Below are 22,020 nucleotides of genomic sequence, written 5' to 3' on the forward strand. Positions count from 1 at the left end.
TGTGAGGAGTGGATGGAATGAGTTATGAAAAATGGACAGAAGAACTAAAAGCGAATTTTGATGAAACCGTCGCTTGGAGACGGCACCTGCATGAATACCCAGAACCGTCTTATGAAGAAAAGCAAACAGCGGCTTTTATTGTAGCGCAATTGCAGCAGATGGGAATTGAAGATATCCAAACAAATGTAGGCAATGGATATGGAATTGTTGCTAAAATTTATGGAGATCACTCAGGCCCGACGATTGCTTTTCGAGCAGATTTCGATGCTTTGCGAATCCATGAAGAAACGGATGTTCCTTTCCAGTCGAAAAATCCAGGCATCATGCATGCATGTGGACATGATGGACATACTGCTTCACTCTTAAGTGTTGCAAAAGTTTTGAGCAAAAACAAAGCCGATTTGCATGGAAATGTAGTCTTGCTGCACCAAAACGCGGAAGAAGTCGTCCCGGGCGGAGCAAAGAGCATGATTGAAGCAGGTTGTTTGATGGGGGTCGATTATATTTTCGGCATTCATGTCATGTCTGATTTAGAAGCAGGGAAAATTGCTTATTGTCAATCGTATGGTTCAGCCGGATCCGATTCTTTCCAAATGCAGATCCAAGGAAAAGGCGGACATGGTGCTGCACCTCATACTACTGTTGATTCGGTTATGATCGGGACGCAAATCGTGACGACTTTGCAAACGCTGGTCAGCCGTCAAGTAGATCCTGTACAGCCTGCAGTATTAACTTTTTCAGGCTTTCAAGCAGGTGGGGAAGCCAATAATATTATTGCGGATAAAGCTGTATTGCGAGGCACGATTCGGACATTAAATCCAGAAATCCGCGATTTAATGGAAACGCAAGTCAAGCAAATGAGCCAAAGCATTGCTGCGGTTAATCAAGGGTCTGTTGAAATTCGCTACACTAGGGGATACCCATCCATTATGAATACGCCGCTGGAAACCAAACGATTGACGAAAGTGATGCAAGAAAAGTTTGGCGAAGCTGAAGTTTTCGAAGTTGAGTCAGGGATGGGCGGCGAAGACTTTGCTTATTACTTACAAGAAAAACCGGGCACATTCTTTTATGTAGGTGCTAAAAATGCAGCGATTGGGGCGAATTATCCTCATCATCATCCGAAATTTAAAATTGATGAAACAGCGTTATTGCATTCTGGAGAAGCTTTTTTAGCTATTGCAGAGGATTACTTATTAAAGACAGCTGATTGAGCAATCAGAAACAAAAGGAGGTCCTTTTATGAAAAAATATATACTAAAAAGATTAATGATTGCTGTACCGGTATTGTTTATGGTATCCATTTTTTCTTTTGTTATTATTAATCTGGCACCTGGAAATCCAGTTGACTTGTATGTTGCGCCGGATGCAACGGCAGAGCAAATTGAAGCGACTAAAACGGCATTGGGATTAGATCAGCCGCTGCCCGTTCAATACATTAAATGGATCACGAATTTGCTTCAAGGAAATTTGGGCTTTTCTTATTCGACTAGACAACCGGTGGCGGCTATCCTTTTCAGCCGTGTATCGCCAACGCTCCAATTAATGGGGATTAGTTTGGCGGTCGGCTATTTGGTAGCTATTCCATTAGGGATTTATAGTGCTGTTAAAAAGAATACTTGGGTGGATTATCTGATTACAAGCAATTCATTCTTAGGCGTATCTGTTCCAAACTTCTTTTTAGGATTAGGTTTGATCTATATTTTTTCACTGCAGTTAGCGTGGTTGCCAACTGGGGGGATGCAAGTTTTAGGCGGCGATGGAGGAGTATTGGAAAGAATCCAACACTTGGTTTTACCAGTGATTGTCTTAGCAACGAGTATCTCGGGAAATATGATCCGATATGTCCGTTCCAGTATGATCGACGTTTTGGGAGAAAACTATTTACGAACAGCAACTGCTAAAGGTCTGAAGGCAAGAGATATTTTAACGAAACACGGGCTTCGCAATGCATTGATTCCAATTATCACTATTATCGGGATGGATATTCCTAAGTTGATTGGAGGAGCTGTTGTCACCGAACAAATTTTTCAATGGCCAGGTTTAGGTCAACTAATGATCACTTCGATCAACTCCAGAGATTATCCAGTTTTAATGGCCATTACATTGCTTTCAGCTGTTGCGGTCATGGCAGCTAATATTTCCACAGATATTCTCTATGCTGTTGTGGATCCAAGGATAAAATACGATTGAAAGGAGAGGAGAAAATGGCAGCAAATTTTAACCTAGTTTCGACAAAGAAAATGGAACAACTTGAACAAGAGGCAGAAGCACGGATGCTGGTATCTCAAGATGAAGGCTATCTCAAAACTATTGCTAAACGATTTATGCGGAACAAAGTAGCGATGGGCGGTCTGGTCGTTTTTGGTCTTGTGATTTTAATGGCCGTTTTTGCACCTTTGATCGTGAATTACTCGCCTTATGAAACGACTGGTTTCTTTGAGACTGCTCCAAATAGCGACTTCTTGTTAGGAACAGATGAAGTAGGAAGAGATGTTTTTAGCCGTTTGATCTATGGTGCTCGTGTTTCCTTGATCGTAGGGTTAGGATCAGTAGCGATTTATATCGCTATCGGGACAACTTTAGGGCTGATTTCCGGTTACTTTGGCGGCATGACGGATGCTTTTATCATGCGGCTTACAGAAGTATTTATGTCTTTTCCCTATTTTATGGTTATTTTAGTGTTAGTTAGTTTGGTTGGTCCCAGCATTTGGACAGTGACCATTGTATTAGGGTTACTCGGTTGGCCGACAGTGTGCCGGTTGGTCCGTGGAAGCGTGTTGTCGATCAAAGACACGGATTTTATTCAAGCAGCTGTTTCAGTAGGGTATTCGACTCCGCATATCTTATTTAAACAAATTTTGCCGAATGTGCTTTCTCCGATTTTGGTTAACGCCACATTCGGTATCGCCAATTCGATTCTAACGGAAGCTTCACTCAGTTTCCTAGGAATGGGTGTTCGCCCGCCGACATCGAGCTGGGGAAATATGTTGTCAAATGCTCAATCGCTGACGGTTTTGGCTAATCAGCCTTGGCGCTGGGTTCCACCCGGCATCATGATTTTACTGGCTGTTTTAGCAATCAACTTTATTGGAGACGGTCTTCGCGACGCTGTTGAAGGAGAAACGAAGTAAAAGCAGCAATTCAGGTGCAAACAAAAGAAATGGGGATGAATATGAAAGAAGGTAAATTAGTAAATAAGTGGAAATTAGCGGTAGGGTATTTAATGATTCTGTCGGTGCTGGCAGCATGTGGTACAAATGTGGATACTGAAAAAGCTGGCGCATCTAAGAAAGTACCCTCAGATATTCTTTATATGGGGCTGACCAATGCTCCCGATAGTTTCAATCCTTTAAACACTCCCGGCGTTTCTGGCCGTTGGACGCAACGTTTTTTCTATGATGGTTTATTAGAAATGCCTGAACCTCTTACTTTTGAACCTGCATTGGCTGACAGCTTCGAAACAGAAGATAATCAACATTACACGATCAAATTAAACCAAAAAGCTGCTTGGACTGATGGAACGCCAATTACGGCGGATGATGTAGTTTTTACGTATAATTTGATTGCCGATCCAGAAGTGGAGTCGGTTCGTGGAATGGCGGTTTCTTCATTAGAAGGAACAAATGATGTTGGAAAACGTGAAGCCGGATTAACCGAACTGCCAAATTTGGTAGCTGTCGATGATAAGACCGTTACCTTAAAAACTAAAACTCCGGTGGATCCCAACTATTTAAAAGAAATCTTAGGCTTTGAAATTTTCATTGTACCGAAGCATGTTTTAAAAGATATTCCCAAAAAAGAGTTAGCGAATGCTGATTTTGTAACGCAGCCGACGGTCACAAGCGGAAGCTACAAATTTGTTGATTATGCAAAAGACGATCACTTAGAATTGGTTGCCAATGAGGAGTATTACAAAGGTGCTCCAGAAATCAAACAGCTTTTTATTCGAATTATGAATGGTACCAATTTAGTGACTGAATTTCAGTCGGGAGGCATTCAAGCTAATGCCGGCGGCGGTATTGGAGTCGTTCCGATTCAAGATGTCGCTATTTTGAAAGAAATCGATGAACTAACAGTGGATACAAATCCAAGTTATTCCGAACAATTTGCGTTACTCAACAATGATGTTTTCGCAGATACTTCCATTCGGCAAGCGATCGCGCATGCTATCAATCGCCAACAAATTGTGGATAGTTTGTTGAAAAGCGAAGGAGAAGTTTTAGAAAGTGCCTATACATCGGCTAGTCCTTATAAAAACGAGGATTTAAAACCCACTCCGTATGATCCGGAAAAAGCTAAAGCATTCATTGCTGAATCCGATTTTGATATGAGCCAAGAAATCCGCTTAGTTGTTCCGATTGGCAATAAAGTTCGAGAACAATACGCGAATTTGATTGAACAAGACCTAAAAGCAGTGGGATTCAATGTGGTTCAAACCACCTATGATTTCCCAACAACCTTGGAACTTGCTCAAAAAGGCGAATACGACTTAATGCTGATGGGTTATGCATTTACCGTTGATCCGGATGTTTCAACGTATTTTGCTTCTCATGGTGCTTCTAATTATTCAAGCTATAACGATCCTGAAAGTGACGCTTTATTGGAAGCGGGTAAAAAAGCTACGACATTTGAAGAACGTCAAGAAATTTACAATGAATTTCAAGTCTTATGGCAAAAAGAAATGTATGTTCTGCCGCTGTATTCTGATAGTCAGTTTGCTGTGAAGCGGAATGAATTAACAGGAGGAGCGAAAGAATTTTGGGCAGGGTCTTTGTCTGACATATCCGAATGGACATTATCAGGCGCTCAATAAGAGCAGCTGCCAGTTTTAAAAAGACTTTAAAAATAATGAGAAGAGGTGGAGAGATGGGAAAAGAAAAGATACTGGAAGTCAAAGACTTAGCAATTTCGTTTAAAACATTTGAAGGAGAAGTGAGCGCCGTTCGTGGTGTGAACTTTGATTTGTACAAAGGAGAAACACTTGCGATCGTAGGAGAATCTGGATCTGGAAAATCCGTCTCCACAAAAGCGATCATGCGGTTATTGCCGCCGAAAAACACGCTGCTCAAAAGCGGGTCGATTCAATTCGGTGATCAAGATTTGTTGTCTATTTCCGATAAAGAAATGCAAAAGGTCAGAGGAAAAGAGATAGCAATGATTTTCCAGGACCCGATGACCTCGCTCAATCCAACGATGACGATTGGCAAACAAATTGCTGAACCGCTGATCGAACATCAAAAAATTGATGCAGCTGCAGCATCTGAGCGTGTGAAAGAATTGCTGCACTTAGTTGGGATCAAAGATGTAGAGAACCGAATGCATCATTATCCGCATCAATTTTCTGGCGGAATGCGTCAACGAGTCATGATTGCGATGGCTTTGGCTTGTAATCCGCAGGTTTTGATTGCTGATGAGCCGACCACTGCATTGGATGTGACCATTCAATCTCAAATTCTTGACTTAATGAATGAATTGAAAGAAAAAATCAATACATCCATTGTTTTTATCACACATGATTTAGGTGTTGTTGCCAATATGGCCGACCGTGTGGCGGTTATGTATGCTGGGAAAATCGTAGAAACCGGAACAGTGGATGAAATTTTTTATAATCCGCAACACCCATATACTTGGGGACTGTTGGCTTCGATGCCCACCTTAGATACTACAGAGACGGACTTGTATGCTATTCCGGGAAATCCGCCGAACTTATTGTACCCAACTATCGGCGATGCTTTTGCTCCGCGAAATGAATATGCATTAGAAATTGATTTCGAAGAAGAGCCAGCAGTTTTTCAAGTTTCACCGACTCATTTCGCCGCTACTTGGCTATTGCATCCAGATGCACCAGCTGTAACGCCGCCGAATGAAATCGTGAGACGCAAAGAATTGTATGCTAAGTTGAAAAAACAGGAGGTGGGGTAGATGGCAGCAATACCTGAACGAAAGAAAATTCTTGAGATCAGAAATTTGCAGCAGTATTTTAATGCCAATAAAAAGAATGAAGTTCGTGCAGTAAACGATCTTTCTTTTCATCTGTATGAAGGCGAGACATTTGGGTTAGTTGGAGAATCCGGTTCAGGAAAATCGACCACCGGAAAAATGTTGTCTAAATTACTAGATGCTACCGGCGGAGAAGTTCTTTTTGAAGGGAAAGAAATCAATAACATCAAAAACCGAAAACAACTGTTAGAATTTCGGAAATCCGTTCAAATGGTTTTTCAAGATCCATACGCTTCGCTAAACCCCAGAATGACTGTGATGGATACTATTGCTGGCGGCATTGATGTTTACGGCTTAGCAAAAAACAAAAAAGAACGCGCTGAGATGGTTTATGAGTTATTGGACTTGGTGGGTTTGAGCCGAGAGTATGCGACCCGCTACCCACGTGAATTTTCAGGCGGACAATGCCAACGTGTCGGGATTGCGCGTGCTTTGGCTGTCAGTCCTAAATTTATTATTGCTGATGAAGCTATATCTGCGTTAGATGTTTCCATTCAAGCACAAGTCGTTAATTTGTTAAAGAAATTAAAACGCGAAAAAAATCTAACCTACCTGTTTATTGCTCATGATTTGTCGATGGTAAAATACATCAGCGATCGCATTGGGGTGATGAATAATGGTCGGATCTTAGAATTAGGTCCGGCAGACGACTTATACAACGCTCCGCTGCATCCATATACAGAATCATTGTTGTCGGCTATTCCTACTCCCGATCCGATTGAAGAACGAAAACGTTCGAGGATGGCTTATGATCCGACTTACCATGAATATGAGGATGAAACAAATGTCGGACTGCATGAAATTTCTCCAGAACACTATGTCTATTGCCATATCGATGAAATTCCATTTTTGAAAAAGAAACAGCAAAAAATGCAGCAGGCCTGATCTATTTAAAGGAAAAAGGGTAAGGAAAGCCAAAAAATAGCGGTATTGATGCAGCTGACGTTAACTGGTTTGCCTTTAAGTTCAATTGATCTAATTTGCCAAAGCTGACAGGAAGGAAGAGAAGCCGATGACGACCAAAGAAACCTTTAGAAAAATAGCTGATGAACGAATGGAAGAGTTTTATGATTATCTGCGCCTGCAATCTGTTTCGACCCAACATCGTCAAATCCCGGAAACAGTAGCATATGTGAAAAAAATGATTGAAAAAACAGGAGGAACGGTACAAGTGTTGGATGACTTAGGAGGACATCCAGTGGTCTATGGTTACTTTGAAGCCGCTTCAAATGGGAACGCTGCTAAAACATTGTTGTTTTACAACCATTATGATGTTCAACCTGAAGATCCGATCGGCGAATGGGAAACTGAGCCTTTTGAACCAACTGTTCGCGATGGTATTTTGTACGCTCGCGGAGTAGCTGATAATAAAGCCAATTTTATGGTTCGTCTGAATGCCCTCTCGGCTTTATTGGAAACAGAAGGCGGCTTGCCGTGTAATGTTAAATTCTTAATCGAAGGCGAAGAAGAAAATGGCAGTCCAAATTTACAAAAATACCTAGAAAAATATGCTGATTTATTTGCAGCTGATGCCTGTATTTGGGAGTTTGGCGGTAAAGATAAAGACGAACGTTTTGTGATTGAAGCCGGGGTTAAAGGCATTGCTTATTTTGATGTATCTGTTGAAAGTGCCAAAGTCGATGTTCATTCTTCAATGGCAGCCGTGGTAGACAATGCGGCTTGGCGATTGGTCCAAGCTCTAGCAACGATGCGTACGGTTGACAATGAAATTGTGGTCAAAGGCTTTTATGATAATATCACGCCTCCTACTTCGCTGGAAAAGGAAATCGTCAGTCAACTGCCTTTTAATGAAGCGGCAACTAAAGATATTTATGGATTGACAGGCGATCTGATTACAAAAGATAAAGAAGTGACGCCTAGTGAAGCTCTGGTCTTTGAACCAACATTGACTATTAGCGGGTTAATGAGCGGCTATACAGATCCGGGTATCAAAACGGTTTTGCCAAAAGTTGCTGCTGCTAAAATTGATTGTCGGCTGGTGCCTGGTCAAGAACCAGAACATATTTACGAAGTTTTGCGTAAACATCTGGATGATCATGGTTTCCAAGATGTGAAACTAGAATTAATCAAAGGCATGCATGCTTTTCGTTCAGATATGACCGATTCATTTGTTGCGACTGTTACTGATTCAGCTCAAAAAGCTTATGGATCAGATACAGAAATCGTTCTTTCGCCGAACAGCGCTGGTTCAGGTCCGATGTACCACTTTTACCACTATTTAAAATTGCCGATATTAAGCAGCGGGGTCGGCTGGGGAAATTCCAGAGCACATGCACCAAACGAGTCCATTCGATTAGCGGATTATTACCAAGGAATAGAGCATATAGCTATCTTGCTGAATGATTTTGCTAAATAAAGAAGTTAGATACATAAGAAGGATACGGACAGAGTTGATTTAGATAACTTTGATCATATCCTTTTCTTATTTTATGTTGTGTATAGAAAATACTTTCTTCTATAAAAGAAGGACTAAAAAGAAGCAGTAACGATTAGTGAGTATAAATATACGTATGAAACAAGTTTTTATACACGGGAAACGAGGATTGATCGTTAAGAAAATCCCCTTTAAAAGAACATGAAAAACGTTCTGAGCAAGCTGTTAGTCTCGATATCGGAGGGCAGAGAAATTTGGAAATAACCATACAACTATGTCTTTTTTGTTTAGCATTTGTTTTATAAGTTGAAATTCTTTTTAATAAACTGTTGACGGAAGTTTGAGAACCTGTTATATTAGTAGATGTCGCAGCGATACATCGCAGCAACGAGAAAAACAAATTAAAAAAGTTGTTGACAAGCAAGTCAGCTTCTGGTAATATTTAGAAGTTGTCAAAACGGCAACGCAACCAAATTAGACCTTTGAAAACTGAACAAAGCAAAACGAACCAAATGTGTAAGGTGGTTTAACCAAGGGTTAAACCAACAGAAACAAAGTGAATAATTATTCGCTAGCAATTCAATTAATGAGCTTCAAGCATCATTAAAAGGGTGAAGTCCTAACGGACGGAGCCAACTTTTATGAGAGTTTGATCCTGGCTCAGGACGAACGCTGGCGGCATGCCTAATACATGCAAGTCGAACGCTTCTTTTCTACCGGGTGCTTGCACCCACCAGAGAAGAAGAGTGGCGGACGGGTGAGTAACACGTGGGTAACCTGCCCATAAGTGGGGGATAACAGCCGGAAACGGCTGCTAATACCGCATAATTCCAGTGATCTCCTGATCGTTGGATGAAAGGTGGCTTCGGCTACCGCTTATGGATGGACCCGCGGCGTATTAGCTAGTTGGTGAGGTAATGGCTCACCAAGGCAATGATACGTAGCCGACCTGAGAGGGTGATCGGCCACACTGGGACTGAGACACGGCCCAGACTCCTACGGGAGGCAGCAGTAGGGAATCTTCCGCAATGGACGAAAGTCTGACGGAGCAATGCCGCGTGAGTGAAGAAGGTTTTCGGATCGTAAAACTCTGTTGTTAGAGAAGAACAAGGATGAGAGTAACTGCTCATCCCCTGACGGTATCTAACCAGAAAGCCACGGCTAACTACGTGCCAGCAGCCGCGGTAATACGTAGGTGGCAAGCGTTGTCCGGATTTATTGGGCGTAAAGCGAGCGCAGGCGGTTCTTTAAGTCTGATGTGAAAGCCCCCAGCTCAACTGGGGAAGGTCATTGGAAACTGGGGAACTTGAGTGCAGAAGAGGAGAGTGGAATTCCACGTGTAGCGGTGAAATGCGTAGATATGTGGAGGAACACCAGTGGCGAAGGCGACTCTCTGGTCTGTAACTGACGCTGAGGCTCGAAAGCGTGGGGAGCAAACAGGATTAGATACCCTGGTAGTCCACGCCGTAAACGATGAGTGCTAAGTGTTGGGGGGTTTCCGCCCCTCAGTGCTGCAGCTAACGCATTAAGCACTCCGCCTGGGGAGTACGGCCGCAAGGCTGAAACTCAAAGGAATTGACGGGGACCCGCACAAGCGGTGGAGCATGTGGTTTAATTCGAAGCAACGCGAAGAACCTTACCAGGTCTTGACATCCTTTGACCACTCTAGAGATAGAGCTTTCCCTTCGGGGACAAAGTGACAGGTGGTGCATGGTTGTCGTCAGCTCGTGTCGTGAGATGTTGGGTTAAGTCCCGCAACGAGCGCAACCCTTATTACTAGTTGCCAGCATTCAGTTGGGCACTCTAGTGAGACTGCCGGTGATAAACCGGAGGAAGGTGGGGATGACGTCAAATCATCATGCCCCTTATGACCTGGGCTACACACGTGCTACAATGGATGGTACAACGAGTCGCAAGACCGCGAGGTCAAGCTAATCTCTTAAAGCCATTCTCAGTTCGGATTGCAGGCTGCAACTCGCCTGCATGAAGCCGGAATCGCTAGTAATCGCGGATCAGAACGCCGCGGTGAATACGTTCCCGGGTCTTGTACACACCGCCCGTCACACCACGAGAGTTTGTAACACCCGAAGTCGGTGAGGTAACCTGCAAAGGAGCCAGCCGCCTAAGGTGGGATAGATAATTGGGGTGAAGTCGTAACAAGGTAGCCGTATCGGAAGGTGCGGCTGGATCACCTCCTTTCTAAGGAATATTACGGAACCTCACACATTCGTTTTGGCTTTGTTCAGTTTTGAGAGGTCTAATCTTCTCAATGCATCAAAAATGTTGTTCTTTGAAAACTGGATAGTGTTTAACAATTGTAACAAAGTAAGAAACCAAGTAAAAACCGCGTTTTATTTTTTACGATTCGCATCAATTGATGTTGGATCGCTATTAACAACGACCATAGGTTAAGTTAATAAGGGCGCACGGTGGATGCCTTGGCACTAGGAGCCGATGAAGGACGGGACTAACGCCGATATGCTTTGGGGAGCTGTAAGTAAGCTGTGATCCAGAGATTTCCGAATGGGGAAACCCAGCACCTTTGATAGGGTGTTACTGCTGACTGAATACATAGGTCCGTAGAGGTAGACGCAGAGAACTGAAACATCTAAGTACCTGCAGGAAGAGAAAGAAAATTCGATTCCCTGAGTAGCGGCGAGCGAAACGGGAAAAGCCCAAACCAGAAAGCTTGCTTTCTGGGGTTGTAGGACTGAACACATAGAGTCATAAATGAACGGTGTAAGAGAAGCGACCTGGAAAGGTCCGCCAAAGAGGGTAAAAGCCCCGTAACTGAAACCCCGTTCACTCTGATCAGTATCCTGAGTACGGCGGAACACGAGAAATTCCGTCGGAATCCGGGAGGACCATCTCCCAAGGCTAAATACTCCCTAGTGACCGATAGTGAACCAGTACCGTGAGGGAAAGGTGAAAAGAACCCCGGAAGGGGAGTGAAACAGCACCTGAAACCGTGTGCTTACAAGTAGTTAGAGCCCGTTAATGGGTGATAGCGTGCCTTTTGTAGAATGAACCGGCGAGTTACGATCCCATGCGAGGTTAAGTCGATGAGACGGAGCCGTAGCGAAAGCGAGTCTGAATAGGGCGAATGAGTATGTGGTCGTAGACCCGAAACCAAGTGATCTACCCATGTCCAGGTTGAAGGTGCGGTAATACGCACTGGAGGACCGAACCCACGTATGTTGAAAAATGCGGGGATGAGGTGTGGGTAGCGGAGAAATTCCAATCGAACTTGGAGATAGCTGGTTCTCTCCGAAATAGCTTTAGGGCTAGCCTCGGAATAAGAATCATGGAGGTAGAGCAACTGTTTGGACTAGGGGCCCTTCTCGGGTTACCGAATTCAGATAAACTCCGAATGCCATTGATTTATATCCGGGAGTCAGACTACGAGTGATAAGATCCGTAGTCGAGAGGGAAACAGCCCAGACCACCAGCTAAGGTCCCAAAGTTTATGTTAAGTGGAAAAGGATGTGGGGTTGCTTAGACAACTAGGATGTTGGCTCAGAAGCAGCCATCATTTAAAGAGTGCGTAATAGCTCACTAGTCGAGTGACCCTGCGCCGAAAATTTACCGGGGCTAAACATAACACCGAAGCTGTGGATAGAACTTAGGTTCTATGGTAGGAGAGCGTTCTAAGGGCGTCGAAGCTAGACCGTGAGGACTGGTGGAGCGCTTAGAAGTGAGAATGCCGGTATGAGTAGCGAAAGACGGGTGAGAATCCCGTCCACCGAATGACTAAGGTTTCCTGGGGAAGGCTCGTCCTCCCAGGGTTAGTCGGGACCTAAGTCGAGGCCGATAGGCGTAGACGATGGATAACAGGTTGAGATTCCTGTACCCGTTTGTTTTGTTTGAGCAATGGAGGGACACAGTAGGCTAAGGAATACGCACTGTTGGATATGTGCGTCCAAGCAACAAGTCTTGAAGCGAGTCAAATGCTTGCTTCTCTAAGGACAAGTTGTGATGGGGAGGGAAATTAAGTACCGAAGTTCCTGATGTCACACTGTCAAGAAAAGCTTCTAGTGAGAAACAAACGGCCCGTACCGCAAACCGACACAGGTAGTCGAGGAGAGAATCCTAAGGTGTGCGAGTGAACTCTCGTTAAGGAACTCGGCAAAATGACCCCGTAACTTCGGGAGAAGGGGTGCTGACCATTTGGTCAGCCGCAGTGAATAGGCCCAAGCAACTGTTTATCAAAAACACAGGTCTCTGCTAAATCGAAAGATGACGTATAGGGGCTGACGCCTGCCCGGTGCTGGAAGGTTAAGAGGATGGGTTAGCTCTCGAGCGAAGCTCAGAATTGAAGCCCCAGTAAACGGCGGCCGTAACTATAACGGTCCTAAGGTAGCGAAATTCCTTGTCGGGTAAGTTCCGACCCGCACGAAAGGCGTAATGATTTGGGCACTGTCTCAACGAGAGACTCGGTGAAATTATAGTACCTGTGAAGATGCAGGTTACCCGCGACAGGACGGAAAGACCCCATGGAGCTTTACTGCAGTTTGATATTGAGTGTTTGTACAGCTTGTACAGGATAGGTAGGAGCCGATGAAACCAGGACGCTAGTCTTGGTGGAGGCGTTGGTGGGATACTACCCTTGCTGTATGACCACTCTAACCCACAGCCATGATCTGGCTGGGAGACAGTGTCTGACGGGCAGTTTGACTGGGGCGGTCGCCTCCTAAAGAGTAACGGAGGCGCCCAAAGGTTCCCTCAGAATGGTTGGAAATCATTCGTAGAGTGTAAAGGCAGAAGGGAGCTTGACTGCGAGACCTACAAGTCGAGCAGGGACGAAAGTCGGGCTTAGTGATCCGGTGGTTCCGCATGGAAGGGCCATCGCTCAACGGATAAAAGCTACCCTGGGGATAACAGGCTTATCTCCCCCAAGAGTCCACATCGACGGGGAGGTTTGGCACCTCGATGTCGGCTCATCGCATCCTGGGGCTGTAGTCGGTCCCAAGGGTTGGGCTGTTCGCCCATTAAAGCGGTACGCGAGCTGGGTTCAGAACGTCGTGAGACAGTTCGGTCCCTATCCGTCGCGGGCGCAGGAAATTTGAGAGGAGCTGTCCTTAGTACGAGAGGACCGGGATGGACACACCGCTGGTGTACCAGTTGTTCTGCCAAGAGCATCGCTGGGTAGCTATGTGTGGACGGGATAAACGCTGAAAGCATCTAAGCGTGAAGCCCCCCTCAAGATGAGATTTCCCATCACGTAAGTGAGTAAGACCCCTGAGAGATGATCAGGTAGATAGGTTGGAAGTGGAAGTACAGCGATGTATGGAGCGGACCAATACTAATCGGTCGAGGACTTAACCAATTTTTTAAACGGTGTCTTGGTTTCGACACGATGTTGCAAGAGAAAAACACTATCCAGTTTTGAGAGAACACCGTTCTCTTGATGAAAAAATGTGCGGTGGTGACGGCAAGAAGGTCACACCTGTTCCCATGCCGAACACAGCAGTTAAGCTTCTTAGCGCCGATGGTAGTGAAGGGTTTCCCTTTGTGAGAGTAGGACGCTGCCGCGCAATCTAAAAAGGTACCATCTTCGGATGGTGCCTTTTTTTCATGGTTTTTTGTGCTAGAAAAACCGAGAGATTGAAAATCGAACTAATATACTTTTAGAAAGCGGTAGACTATAATCTAGAAGAAGGGGTGATTAAAATGAAATTAATAAAAAACTTGCAGCAGACATTTCAAGGATTGCTTCATGCCGGCAGTCGTTATCCTTTAACGGTTTTGTTTCTTGCAGCTGTTTTAGTAGTAAATGCCATCTCAATTCAGCAAGAACAGGAAAATTATACGAGATACCTTTTTACATTTTTAATTGGAGCGCTTCTTAGCGGGGTTGCTCAACATGTCTATGAAAGGTTTTCTAAAAAGCAAAGCGATCGTTTTTTATTGATGGGCGGGGCTATCCTGTTATCCATTGGCTATTATTTTATTATTCGAACAACAGCAGAGTATAGTTTAGAAATAAGTATAAAAACAGGTGTGGCAGCTTTTGCTTTGATATTTGCTTTTATCTGGGTTCCGACGATTAAGAAAAAACTGTCTTTTAATGAAAGTTTCATGTCTGCATTCAAAGCTTTTTTTATTACGATTCTCTTTACAGTCATTATAGCTATTGGTGTCAGTTCGATTTTATTTGCTATTGATCGGCTGCTCTTTTCAGTAGATTATAAAGCGACGCTTCATTTGTTAAATGTTGTTTTTTCTTTGTTTGCGCCCTTATACTTTTTATCTTTCACACCTCCTTACGTAGATATGGAAAAGAACGACATTGCCAAAGAAGATACACTAGCAAAACAAGAACAAGTTCGGCAAGCGGTAAGCTGTCCTAGAAACTTGGAAATTTTACTTTCATATGTAGTTATTCCTTTAACGGTGATTTATACAGCTATTCTGTTAGCCTATATCGTTTTAAACATAGGCAGCAGTTTTTGGACGGATAATTTATTAGAGCCGCTATTGGTCTCTTATGCGGTCACTGTGATTCTCGTTTATATCTTGGCAAGTACCATTGAAAATAAATTTGCAGTCGTATTTAGAAAAATATTTCCGAAAGTATTGATCCCGATTGTTTTGTTTCAAACAATTGCTTCTATCTTGAAAATTCGTGAAATGGGTATCACACAAGGACGTTACTATGTAATTCTTTTTGGGGTATTTGCTACGATTGCAGGACTAGTTTTTAGTTTCTTGCCTGTCAGAAAAAATGGCCTAGTAGCTGCCGTATTGATTGTTTTTTGTCTCATCTCGATTATTCCGCCGATTGATGCTTTTACGGTAAGCCGTGTGAACCAAACGCATTTGTTAGAAGATGTGCTTGTAAAAAATAAAATGCTTGAAAACAATGAAGTTATCCCTAATCCTTCTATTTCTGAAAAAGATAAAGTGCGCGTTACAGAAACATTCGATTATCTGGAAAGAATGGATTATGTGAAAGACGTTGAGTGGTTGCCTAGTGACGCTGCAACTTATCAACAATTTGAAACGACTTTTGGTTTTGCAAAAGAGTATGAAAACCAAAATAGCTTTCAGAGCGGCCAATATGTTAGCCTAGATTGGGATAATGGCTTAAACTTATCTGTCGAAGGCTATGATCAATTGATTCGTTTGAATCTGTATGGTTCTCAAGCTGGTTCATCAGAAGAAGGCGTCATCTCGTTTGAGAAAGACGGGTCAGCATATACACTAATGCAACAGCTTAAAGACGATGGCTACTACAGTCTTAGTTTAACGGACGAGGAAGACAAAGAACTTATTCGAATAGATATGAAAGAGATTTTTGATGAAATACTGACAGACGAAAATGTTCAAAAAGGAACATTGACGATGGATGAAGCGACTATTGTGAAGGAAAATAAGCGAGCTAAAGTAAAGATACTTGTTGAGTCTATGGATGCTTATGAAGACCAATATAACGGAAGCTTTTATCTTTTCGTTGAAATCAAGTAAAAGGATATTAAAAAAGAGAGTTCATTTGGGGTTAACTAAACTCAAATGAACTTTTCCTTTTATTGAAAAATAGATTAAAATCATTGTATTAGCCTATTTAATGAATATTTTTTTAATAACAGATAGTAAGAATAGGAGAAAGAGATAAGAGTTTAGTTCATCAAAAACGAAACTTTTGTATTCAAATCAAGCATGGTAAACTAGAAAGGTTGGAAGAATCATTCAAGTAAAGATAGACAAGTTTAGTTAAACTAAGGATATGAGATAAAGGAGCGGTTATTTTGCGCATATTACATACAGCTGACTGGCATATTGGGAAAATCGTTAATGAAGTTTCCATGTTAGACGACCAAGAATTTTTTCTGAACCAATTAATTGAACAGTTAAAGGTTTTAAAAGTTGATGCTTTAATTATGGCAGGCGATTTATACGACCGTGCTTTTCCGCCAAAAGAAGCAGTGGCCTTGGTGAATTCGGTGTTGACGAGATTGATCCATGAAGTAAAAATTCCGGTATTCGTCATTGCAGGCAATCATGACAGCAATGAACGAGTTGAATATGGAGCTAGTTTGTTGGAGTCCAGTCAGCTTTATATAGAAGGAACCGTTAAAGAGACTACTCGGAAGGTTACGATTCAGGATACAAATTTCTATTTGCTGCCATTTGCAGATCATGTTTACATCCGCGAATTGTTAAAAGACGATACGATCAAAAATATCGAAGATGCGACTCGCATCCAAATTGAGAAAATCAAAGAAACAATGGATCCCAATGAAACTAATGTATTGATAGCTCATGGGTATGTCATCAATTTCAATAATGATACTTCTGAAACGACGGATTCAGAGCGACCATTGAGCATTGGAACGGCAGAATACGTCAACGTTGAACTGTTTGAGGACTTTGATTATGTAGCTTTAGGGCATTTACATAAGCCGCAAAAGGTTAAACACGAAAGGATTCGTTACAGCGGTTCAATCTTAAAGTATTCTAAATCAGAAGCGATCCAAAAAAAACAAGTCTCTTTGGTGACGCTTGAAAAAGGCAAAGTAGAAATCGAACCGATTTATTTAGAGACGAAACACGATATGCGTATTGTTAAAGGGTTGTTTCACGATTTGATGACACAAAAATCTGAAGATTATGTATTTTTTGAATTGGAAGACGAGGATTTCGTGATGGATGCGATGAATCAGTTGCGCAGACGCTTTCCAAATGCAATGGGCTTGGAGTATGCAGCCAGAAAAGAACAAAATGAAACTCATTTAACGCATAATCAAGCCAGTTTGCAAGAAACACCTTTGCAAGATCTCTTTGGTGATTTCTATCAACAGTATAAACAAAAAGAATTGGATGCTGATCGAAAAGAAATCGTTGAACAACTCTTACATCAGATTGGAAAGGAAGAGTAACATGAGACCCTTAAAATTAGTTATGAACGCTTTTGGTCCTTATAAAGGTAAGGTAGAAATTGATTTCACCCAATTTAACCAAAAAACGCTTTTTTTAGTAAGCGGACCAACGGGTGCTGGGAAAACAACGATTTTTGATGCCATTGCCTATGCTTTATATGATGATGCCAGTGGAACAAGCCGCGGAAAAGATACGTTCAAATCCCAATTTGCATCGGATGAAGTCCTCTGTTATGTCGAATTGGAATTCGAACTAGCGGGCAAAAAGTATTACATCAAACGTACGCCTGCTCAAATGGGGCCTGGGAAACACAGAATTAAAAAATACAGTCCGGAAGTTGAATTGATTCATGGCACTAACGTAACCACTAAAATAAATGAAGCGAACAAAGAAATTCAAGATTTGCTGTCGCTCTCTTATGAGCAATTCAAACAAATCGTGATGCTGCCGCAAGGCGAATTCAAAAAAATGCTGGAATCCAATAGTGCAGATAAAGAAAAAATCTTTCGTAATATTTTTCAAACGGATACAATCAAAGCGTTTCAATTGGATTTAAAAGAAGAAGCTCGTCGCTTAAAGTCAGAAGTCGAACAAAGCGATAAAATGATGGAACAATTTGTGGGCATGATCCAACCCCAAGAAAACGAGTCATTGGCTGAAGCGATCCAGTTATTGGACATCAAATACCTATTAACAGAATTAGAAATGGCATTGGATACTTATCGAGATAAAATGCAACAATATACGTCTGAAATGGATCAATTGCGTAAAAAAATGCATGACAATCAAGAGAGAGTGGAATGGTTAACAGAACTGGCTCAGTTAGAACAAACAAAAAATGAGTTGGAAACTTTAAAAACAGCTGTGGATCAAAAACGAACAACCTTAGCATTGAATGAAAAAGCGCAAAAGCTGGCTGATTTAAAAGAACAACAACAGCAAGAAGCGACGGATAAGACAGCAATATACCAGCATTTAGAGGCGGATAAACAAGCGTTAAGAGAAACACGACAGGCGCTTAAAGAAAATAAAAAAGATTTTGCAGCGGTTGAAAAAAAGTATGTTCTTTTACCTGAAAAAAGAGAAGCCGTCAATCAATTGGAACAGGAAGAACGAACCATAAAAACAATTAAAACAAAAGAAAACCAGATAAAGGGTTTTGAAGAAGACAATCAGCATCATGAAGCTGATATTGAAAAACAAGCAGCAACATTAATTGATTATAAAAAACAAGTAGAACAGATAAAGAATCTGTTAACAGAAAGCTACCAAGCTAGAACGGATTTATTGGAAAAACAAAAAAGCGCAAATGAATTGCAGGAAAAAAATAATGCATTGTCATCCAAGCAAAAGAGTGTAACGGTGTTAGCTCAAACAGTAGAACAAAAAGAAACGAAGTTGGCCTTGTTTAAAGAAACGGAAGCTGCTTACCAAGCGATTGAAGAAGACTACAAGCAGCAACGTTTGGCCTACAATCGAAATATCGCAGGAATGCTGGCTGATGAGTTAGAAGCAGATTCTGCTTGTCCAGTTTGCGGTTCAATGGAACATCCTCATACAGCGGTTTTGACGGAAGATATAGTCTCCCAAGAACAATTAGAGGCATTTGAAGAAGAAAAAAACCAGAATTATCAAGCTTACAACTCTGCTTCCAATGAAGTCCGCCATTTAAACGAGCGTATCCAAGAATATGAACAATTATTGGAATTGCATGCTAGTGAAGCAGGGGGAGCATTGAACCAGCTGCAAGAAGAATTAACAGCATTAGCTGACGAAAGAACGAAACTTGCCATTGATATCGAGCAACTAGAACAATTAGCGGGGCAGGAAAAGGAACTTCAACATCAACTAGAAGAAATTCAACAAGCCGAACGCCGATTGGAGTCTGTTATCCAAGAATTGAGCTCAGTTTGTCAAAATAACTGCAAAAGAATCCAGGAAACAAAAGAAGAAATTCAGGAATTACGGCTTCAACTGACCTATGAAGAGCTCGAACAAGTACAAGCAACTAAACGGCAGTTGATCGATGAATTGCAGCAAATCGAAGCAGCTTATAAAAAACACCAAGATAAAAAAATCGCATTAGAAAAATCAGAAACGCAGTACCAGACCAGTACACTTTCTTTAGAAGCTCAACACGAACGACTGGTTGTTCGATATGAAGAAGCAACGGCTGAATTTGAAAAGCAGTTAAAAGCAGCTAATTTAAATGAGGCTTTTGAAGAGCATTTGATTGATGCTGAACAAGCAAAGACTTTAACAGAAGAAGTTGCTGCTTATGATCAAAAAGTCTGGGTCAACCGTGTAAACTATCAAAAGCAGAAAGAAAAATTAGCAGCAAGCGATAGTCGAACCATTGAAGACTATCAGTTAGAAAACCAAGAAAAACAAAAAGAACTGGCAAATTTGGCAGAAAGATATCAAGAATTAGTCGGAACTGTAAAAAATTATGAAACGGCCAGTGGAGAAATCAGCAAAAATTATGAGGCTAAACAAGCACAATTAGAAAATTATCGTCTGTACAGTGAATTAGCCGAATTAGCCAATGGTTCGAAAGAGACAGACTACGTATCATTTGAACGATATGTATTGGCGATTTATTTTGAAGAAATCATTCTTGCTGCAAATTTGCGCTTCACACAAATGACGAACAATCGATATTCTTTACTGAGACGTGAGGAAAAAGTCAAAGGAACAGGCGCAAAAGGATTGGATTTGGATGTTTTTGATAATTATACAGGAAAAACAAGAAGTGTCCGGACTCTATCTGGCGGTGAAAGTTTTAAAGCATCTTTAGCACTAGCTTTGGGATTAAGTGATGTCATTCAAAATCATAGCGGCGGAGTCAGTGTTGATACTTTGTTTATTGATGAAGGCTTTGGGACATTAGATTCTGATTCCTTAGATAGCGCGATCGAAACATTGTTTGAATTAAACCAAAGAGGCAGACTGGTCGGCATTATTTCTCATGTTGAAGAGTTGAAGATGCGTATACCGGTTCATATCGATGTAACCAAAACTTCGCAAGGAAGCCAAGTCAAAGTGAAAATGTAACACCATAAAAAACCGAAAAATGAATAAATATGATTGTATTGAGCGACTGCAAATAAGCGAGCTCAATGCAGTCATATTTTCATTTATGATCATTTCTTATTTGAATAAAAATTCAAAACTCGTGTATTTTAAACTAAACAACATATGGAAGCGAAATCATGTAATAGCTATGTAATATTCAGTAGATTTTGTTAACAGAATAACATCGTCTAAAGAATTATTTATGGTATACTTTTAAAGTTGGAAAAAAACAAGACCGTTTAAATTTATAGGAGGTTCGCATTGAAAAAGAAATTAACTACTGGATTAATTGCAGCGATGATGTTCGCAAGCCCATTTGTGTTGCCTACAATAGCTAAAGCAGATAGTATCCAAGAACTAGAAAAGCAAAAACAAGAACTTGAATCTAAATCAAATGACTTGAACTCAAAAATTAAAAAACAAGAAGACACATTAAATAACTTAGAATCTGAAAAGGCTAATCTCGAAGGAGATGTGAAACAGCTCCAAATAGAAATTGATGAAGTGGTCATAAAATTACACGAGCAAGAACAAAAATTAACTGAATCTAAAGAGAAAATTGAAAAGCTTAAAAAGAAAATTGAAGAGCTAAAAGAATTGATTGCACAACGAGAAGAAAAATTAGACAATCAAGCTCGCGTCGTTCAAACAGATGGCAGCTCAGAAAATATGATGGAAATGATCATGACAGCTGAAAGCTTGTCTGACTTAATTGGTCGTGTTGGAGTCATAAACCAGTTAGTATCTGCAAATAAGGATATTGTTACGGAACAGCAAAATGATCAAAAAACATTAGAATCAAATGAAGCAGAAGCTGAAAAAGAAAAAGTAGCGATTGAAAAATTAAAAGGCGAAATTGAAGTAACTAAGAATAACTTAGTCACCCAGAAAGCCGAAATGGATGATAAAATTGTTCAACTTGCTGTCCAATACGATATGACAGAAGATGAAAAGAACACGTTTGTGAAAGAACAACAAGTTGTTGCTACGCAAACTAGTGTCTTGTCGGAAGAGTTGCAACAAGAACGTCAACGAATCATTGAAGAAGAACAAGCGCGTCAAGCAGCAGCTCAAAAAGCTGCAAAAGAAGCAGCTGAACAAGCTGAGGCAGCAGAAGCAGCAGCAGCTGCTCAACAACAACAGCAGGCGAAAGCAAGCACTGAAACACCGGCTCCTTCTGCACCACAAGAGTCAAGCCAAAGTGCACCTGCGAGTTCATCAAACAGCTCAGGTTTCATTCGTCCAAGTAACGGTGTCACTACTTCGCCATTCGGTTACCGTGTCCACCCGGTTACGGGCGCTCATAAATTACATGGCGGGATGGACTTCGGCGGAAGTGGCCCAATTGTTGCTGCTCAAGGCGGAACAGTCATGGTAGCTGGATACGACAGCGGATGGGGCAATTACGTTAAAATCGATCATGGAAATGGTCTTCAAACGTTGTATGCTCATATGCAATCCGGAAGTTTGACTGTAGCTCCAGGTCAACAAGTTTCTCAAGGGCAACACCTTGGAACAATGGGAATGACAGGTACTGCTACAGGAGTTCACTTGCATTTTGAAGTTTATGTAAATGGTACTCGCGTTAATCCAGCTTCTTATCTAGGAATGTAATAAAATATGTTTTTTTAAGCCTTCCCTTTAAAAAGGAAGGCTTTTTCAGTAAA

Annotated in this window: 11 protein-coding genes and 3 rRNA genes; all 14 read left to right on the plus strand. The window is 41.7% G+C overall.

Annotated elements, in window-relative coordinates; genetic code table 11:
- Nucleotides 1–17: 17 nt before the first annotated feature.
- The 14 genes from JHE06_RS02950 to JHE06_RS03015 all read left to right on the plus strand — a co-directional run bounded on the left by JHE06_RS02950 (nt 18) and on the right by JHE06_RS03015 (nt 21,967).
- The gene (locus JHE06_RS02950) at nt 18–1,214 is read left to right on the plus strand and encodes an amidohydrolase (RefSeq protein WP_201089416.1); all 1,197 of its coding nucleotides are present in this window, start codon (nt 18–20) and stop codon (nt 1,212–1,214) included.
- Nucleotides 1,215–1,242: 28 nt separating this feature from the next.
- Nucleotides 1,243–2,193 (plus strand): ABC transporter permease, encoded by a 951-nt coding sequence (locus JHE06_RS02955; RefSeq protein ID WP_201089418.1) that lies wholly within the window; start codon nt 1,243–1,245, stop codon nt 2,191–2,193.
- Between the two features lie 14 nt (nt 2,194–2,207).
- The gene (gene opp4C / locus JHE06_RS02960; RefSeq protein ID WP_201089420.1) at nt 2,208–3,134 is read left to right on the plus strand and encodes an oligopeptide ABC transporter permease; all 927 of its coding nucleotides are present in this window, start codon (nt 2,208–2,210) and stop codon (nt 3,132–3,134) included.
- 14 nt (nt 3,135–3,148) lie between these two features.
- On the plus strand, nt 3,149–4,816 hold the full coding sequence (locus JHE06_RS02965) for an ABC transporter substrate-binding protein (RefSeq protein ID WP_201089422.1): 1,668 nt from the start codon (nt 3,149–3,151) through the stop codon (nt 4,814–4,816).
- Between the two features lie 53 nt (nt 4,817–4,869).
- The gene (locus tag JHE06_RS02970) at nt 4,870–5,925 is read left to right on the plus strand and encodes an ABC transporter ATP-binding protein (protein WP_058920052.1); all 1,056 of its coding nucleotides are present in this window, start codon (nt 4,870–4,872) and stop codon (nt 5,923–5,925) included.
- Entirely contained in the window at nt 5,926–6,888 is a 963-nt protein-coding gene (locus JHE06_RS02975) for an ABC transporter ATP-binding protein (RefSeq protein ID WP_201089424.1), read from the plus strand.
- A gap of 127 nt (nt 6,889–7,015) precedes the next feature.
- Entirely contained in the window at nt 7,016–8,380 is a 1,365-nt protein-coding gene (locus tag JHE06_RS02980) for a M20/M25/M40 family metallo-hydrolase (RefSeq protein WP_201089426.1), read from the plus strand.
- 655 nt (nt 8,381–9,035) lie between these two features.
- Nucleotides 9,036–10,597 (plus strand): 16S ribosomal RNA (locus JHE06_RS02985).
- Nucleotides 10,598–10,804: 207 nt separating this feature from the next.
- A 23S ribosomal RNA gene (locus tag JHE06_RS02990) occupies nt 10,805–13,724 on the plus strand.
- A gap of 92 nt (nt 13,725–13,816) precedes the next feature.
- Nucleotides 13,817–13,932 (plus strand): 5S ribosomal RNA (gene rrf, locus JHE06_RS02995).
- Together the 16S, 23S and 5S rRNA genes form the textbook arrangement of a ribosomal RNA operon.
- A 136-nt stretch (nt 13,933–14,068) precedes the next feature.
- Nucleotides 14,069–15,865 (plus strand): DUF4153 domain-containing protein, encoded by a 1,797-nt coding sequence (locus JHE06_RS03000; RefSeq protein WP_201089428.1) that lies wholly within the window; start codon nt 14,069–14,071, stop codon nt 15,863–15,865.
- Between the two features lie 281 nt (nt 15,866–16,146).
- On the plus strand, nt 16,147–17,277 hold the full coding sequence (locus tag JHE06_RS03005) for an exonuclease SbcCD subunit D (protein ID WP_058920056.1): 1,131 nt from the start codon (nt 16,147–16,149) through the stop codon (nt 17,275–17,277).
- Between the two features lies 1 nt (nt 17,278).
- Nucleotides 17,279–20,332: an AAA family ATPase gene (locus tag JHE06_RS03010; protein ID WP_201089430.1), complete on the plus strand. Its 3,054-nt coding sequence runs from the start codon at nt 17,279–17,281 to the stop codon at nt 20,330–20,332.
- A gap of 282 nt (nt 20,333–20,614) precedes the next feature.
- On the plus strand, nt 20,615–21,967 hold the full coding sequence (locus JHE06_RS03015) for a peptidoglycan DD-metalloendopeptidase family protein (RefSeq protein ID WP_058920058.1): 1,353 nt from the start codon (nt 20,615–20,617) through the stop codon (nt 21,965–21,967).
- The last annotated feature ends 53 nt before the right edge of the window (nt 21,968–22,020 follow it).

This window comes from Carnobacterium sp. CS13, from assembly GCF_016653495.1.
Lineage (GTDB): Bacteria > Bacillota > Bacilli > Lactobacillales > Carnobacteriaceae > Carnobacterium_A > Carnobacterium_A antarcticum.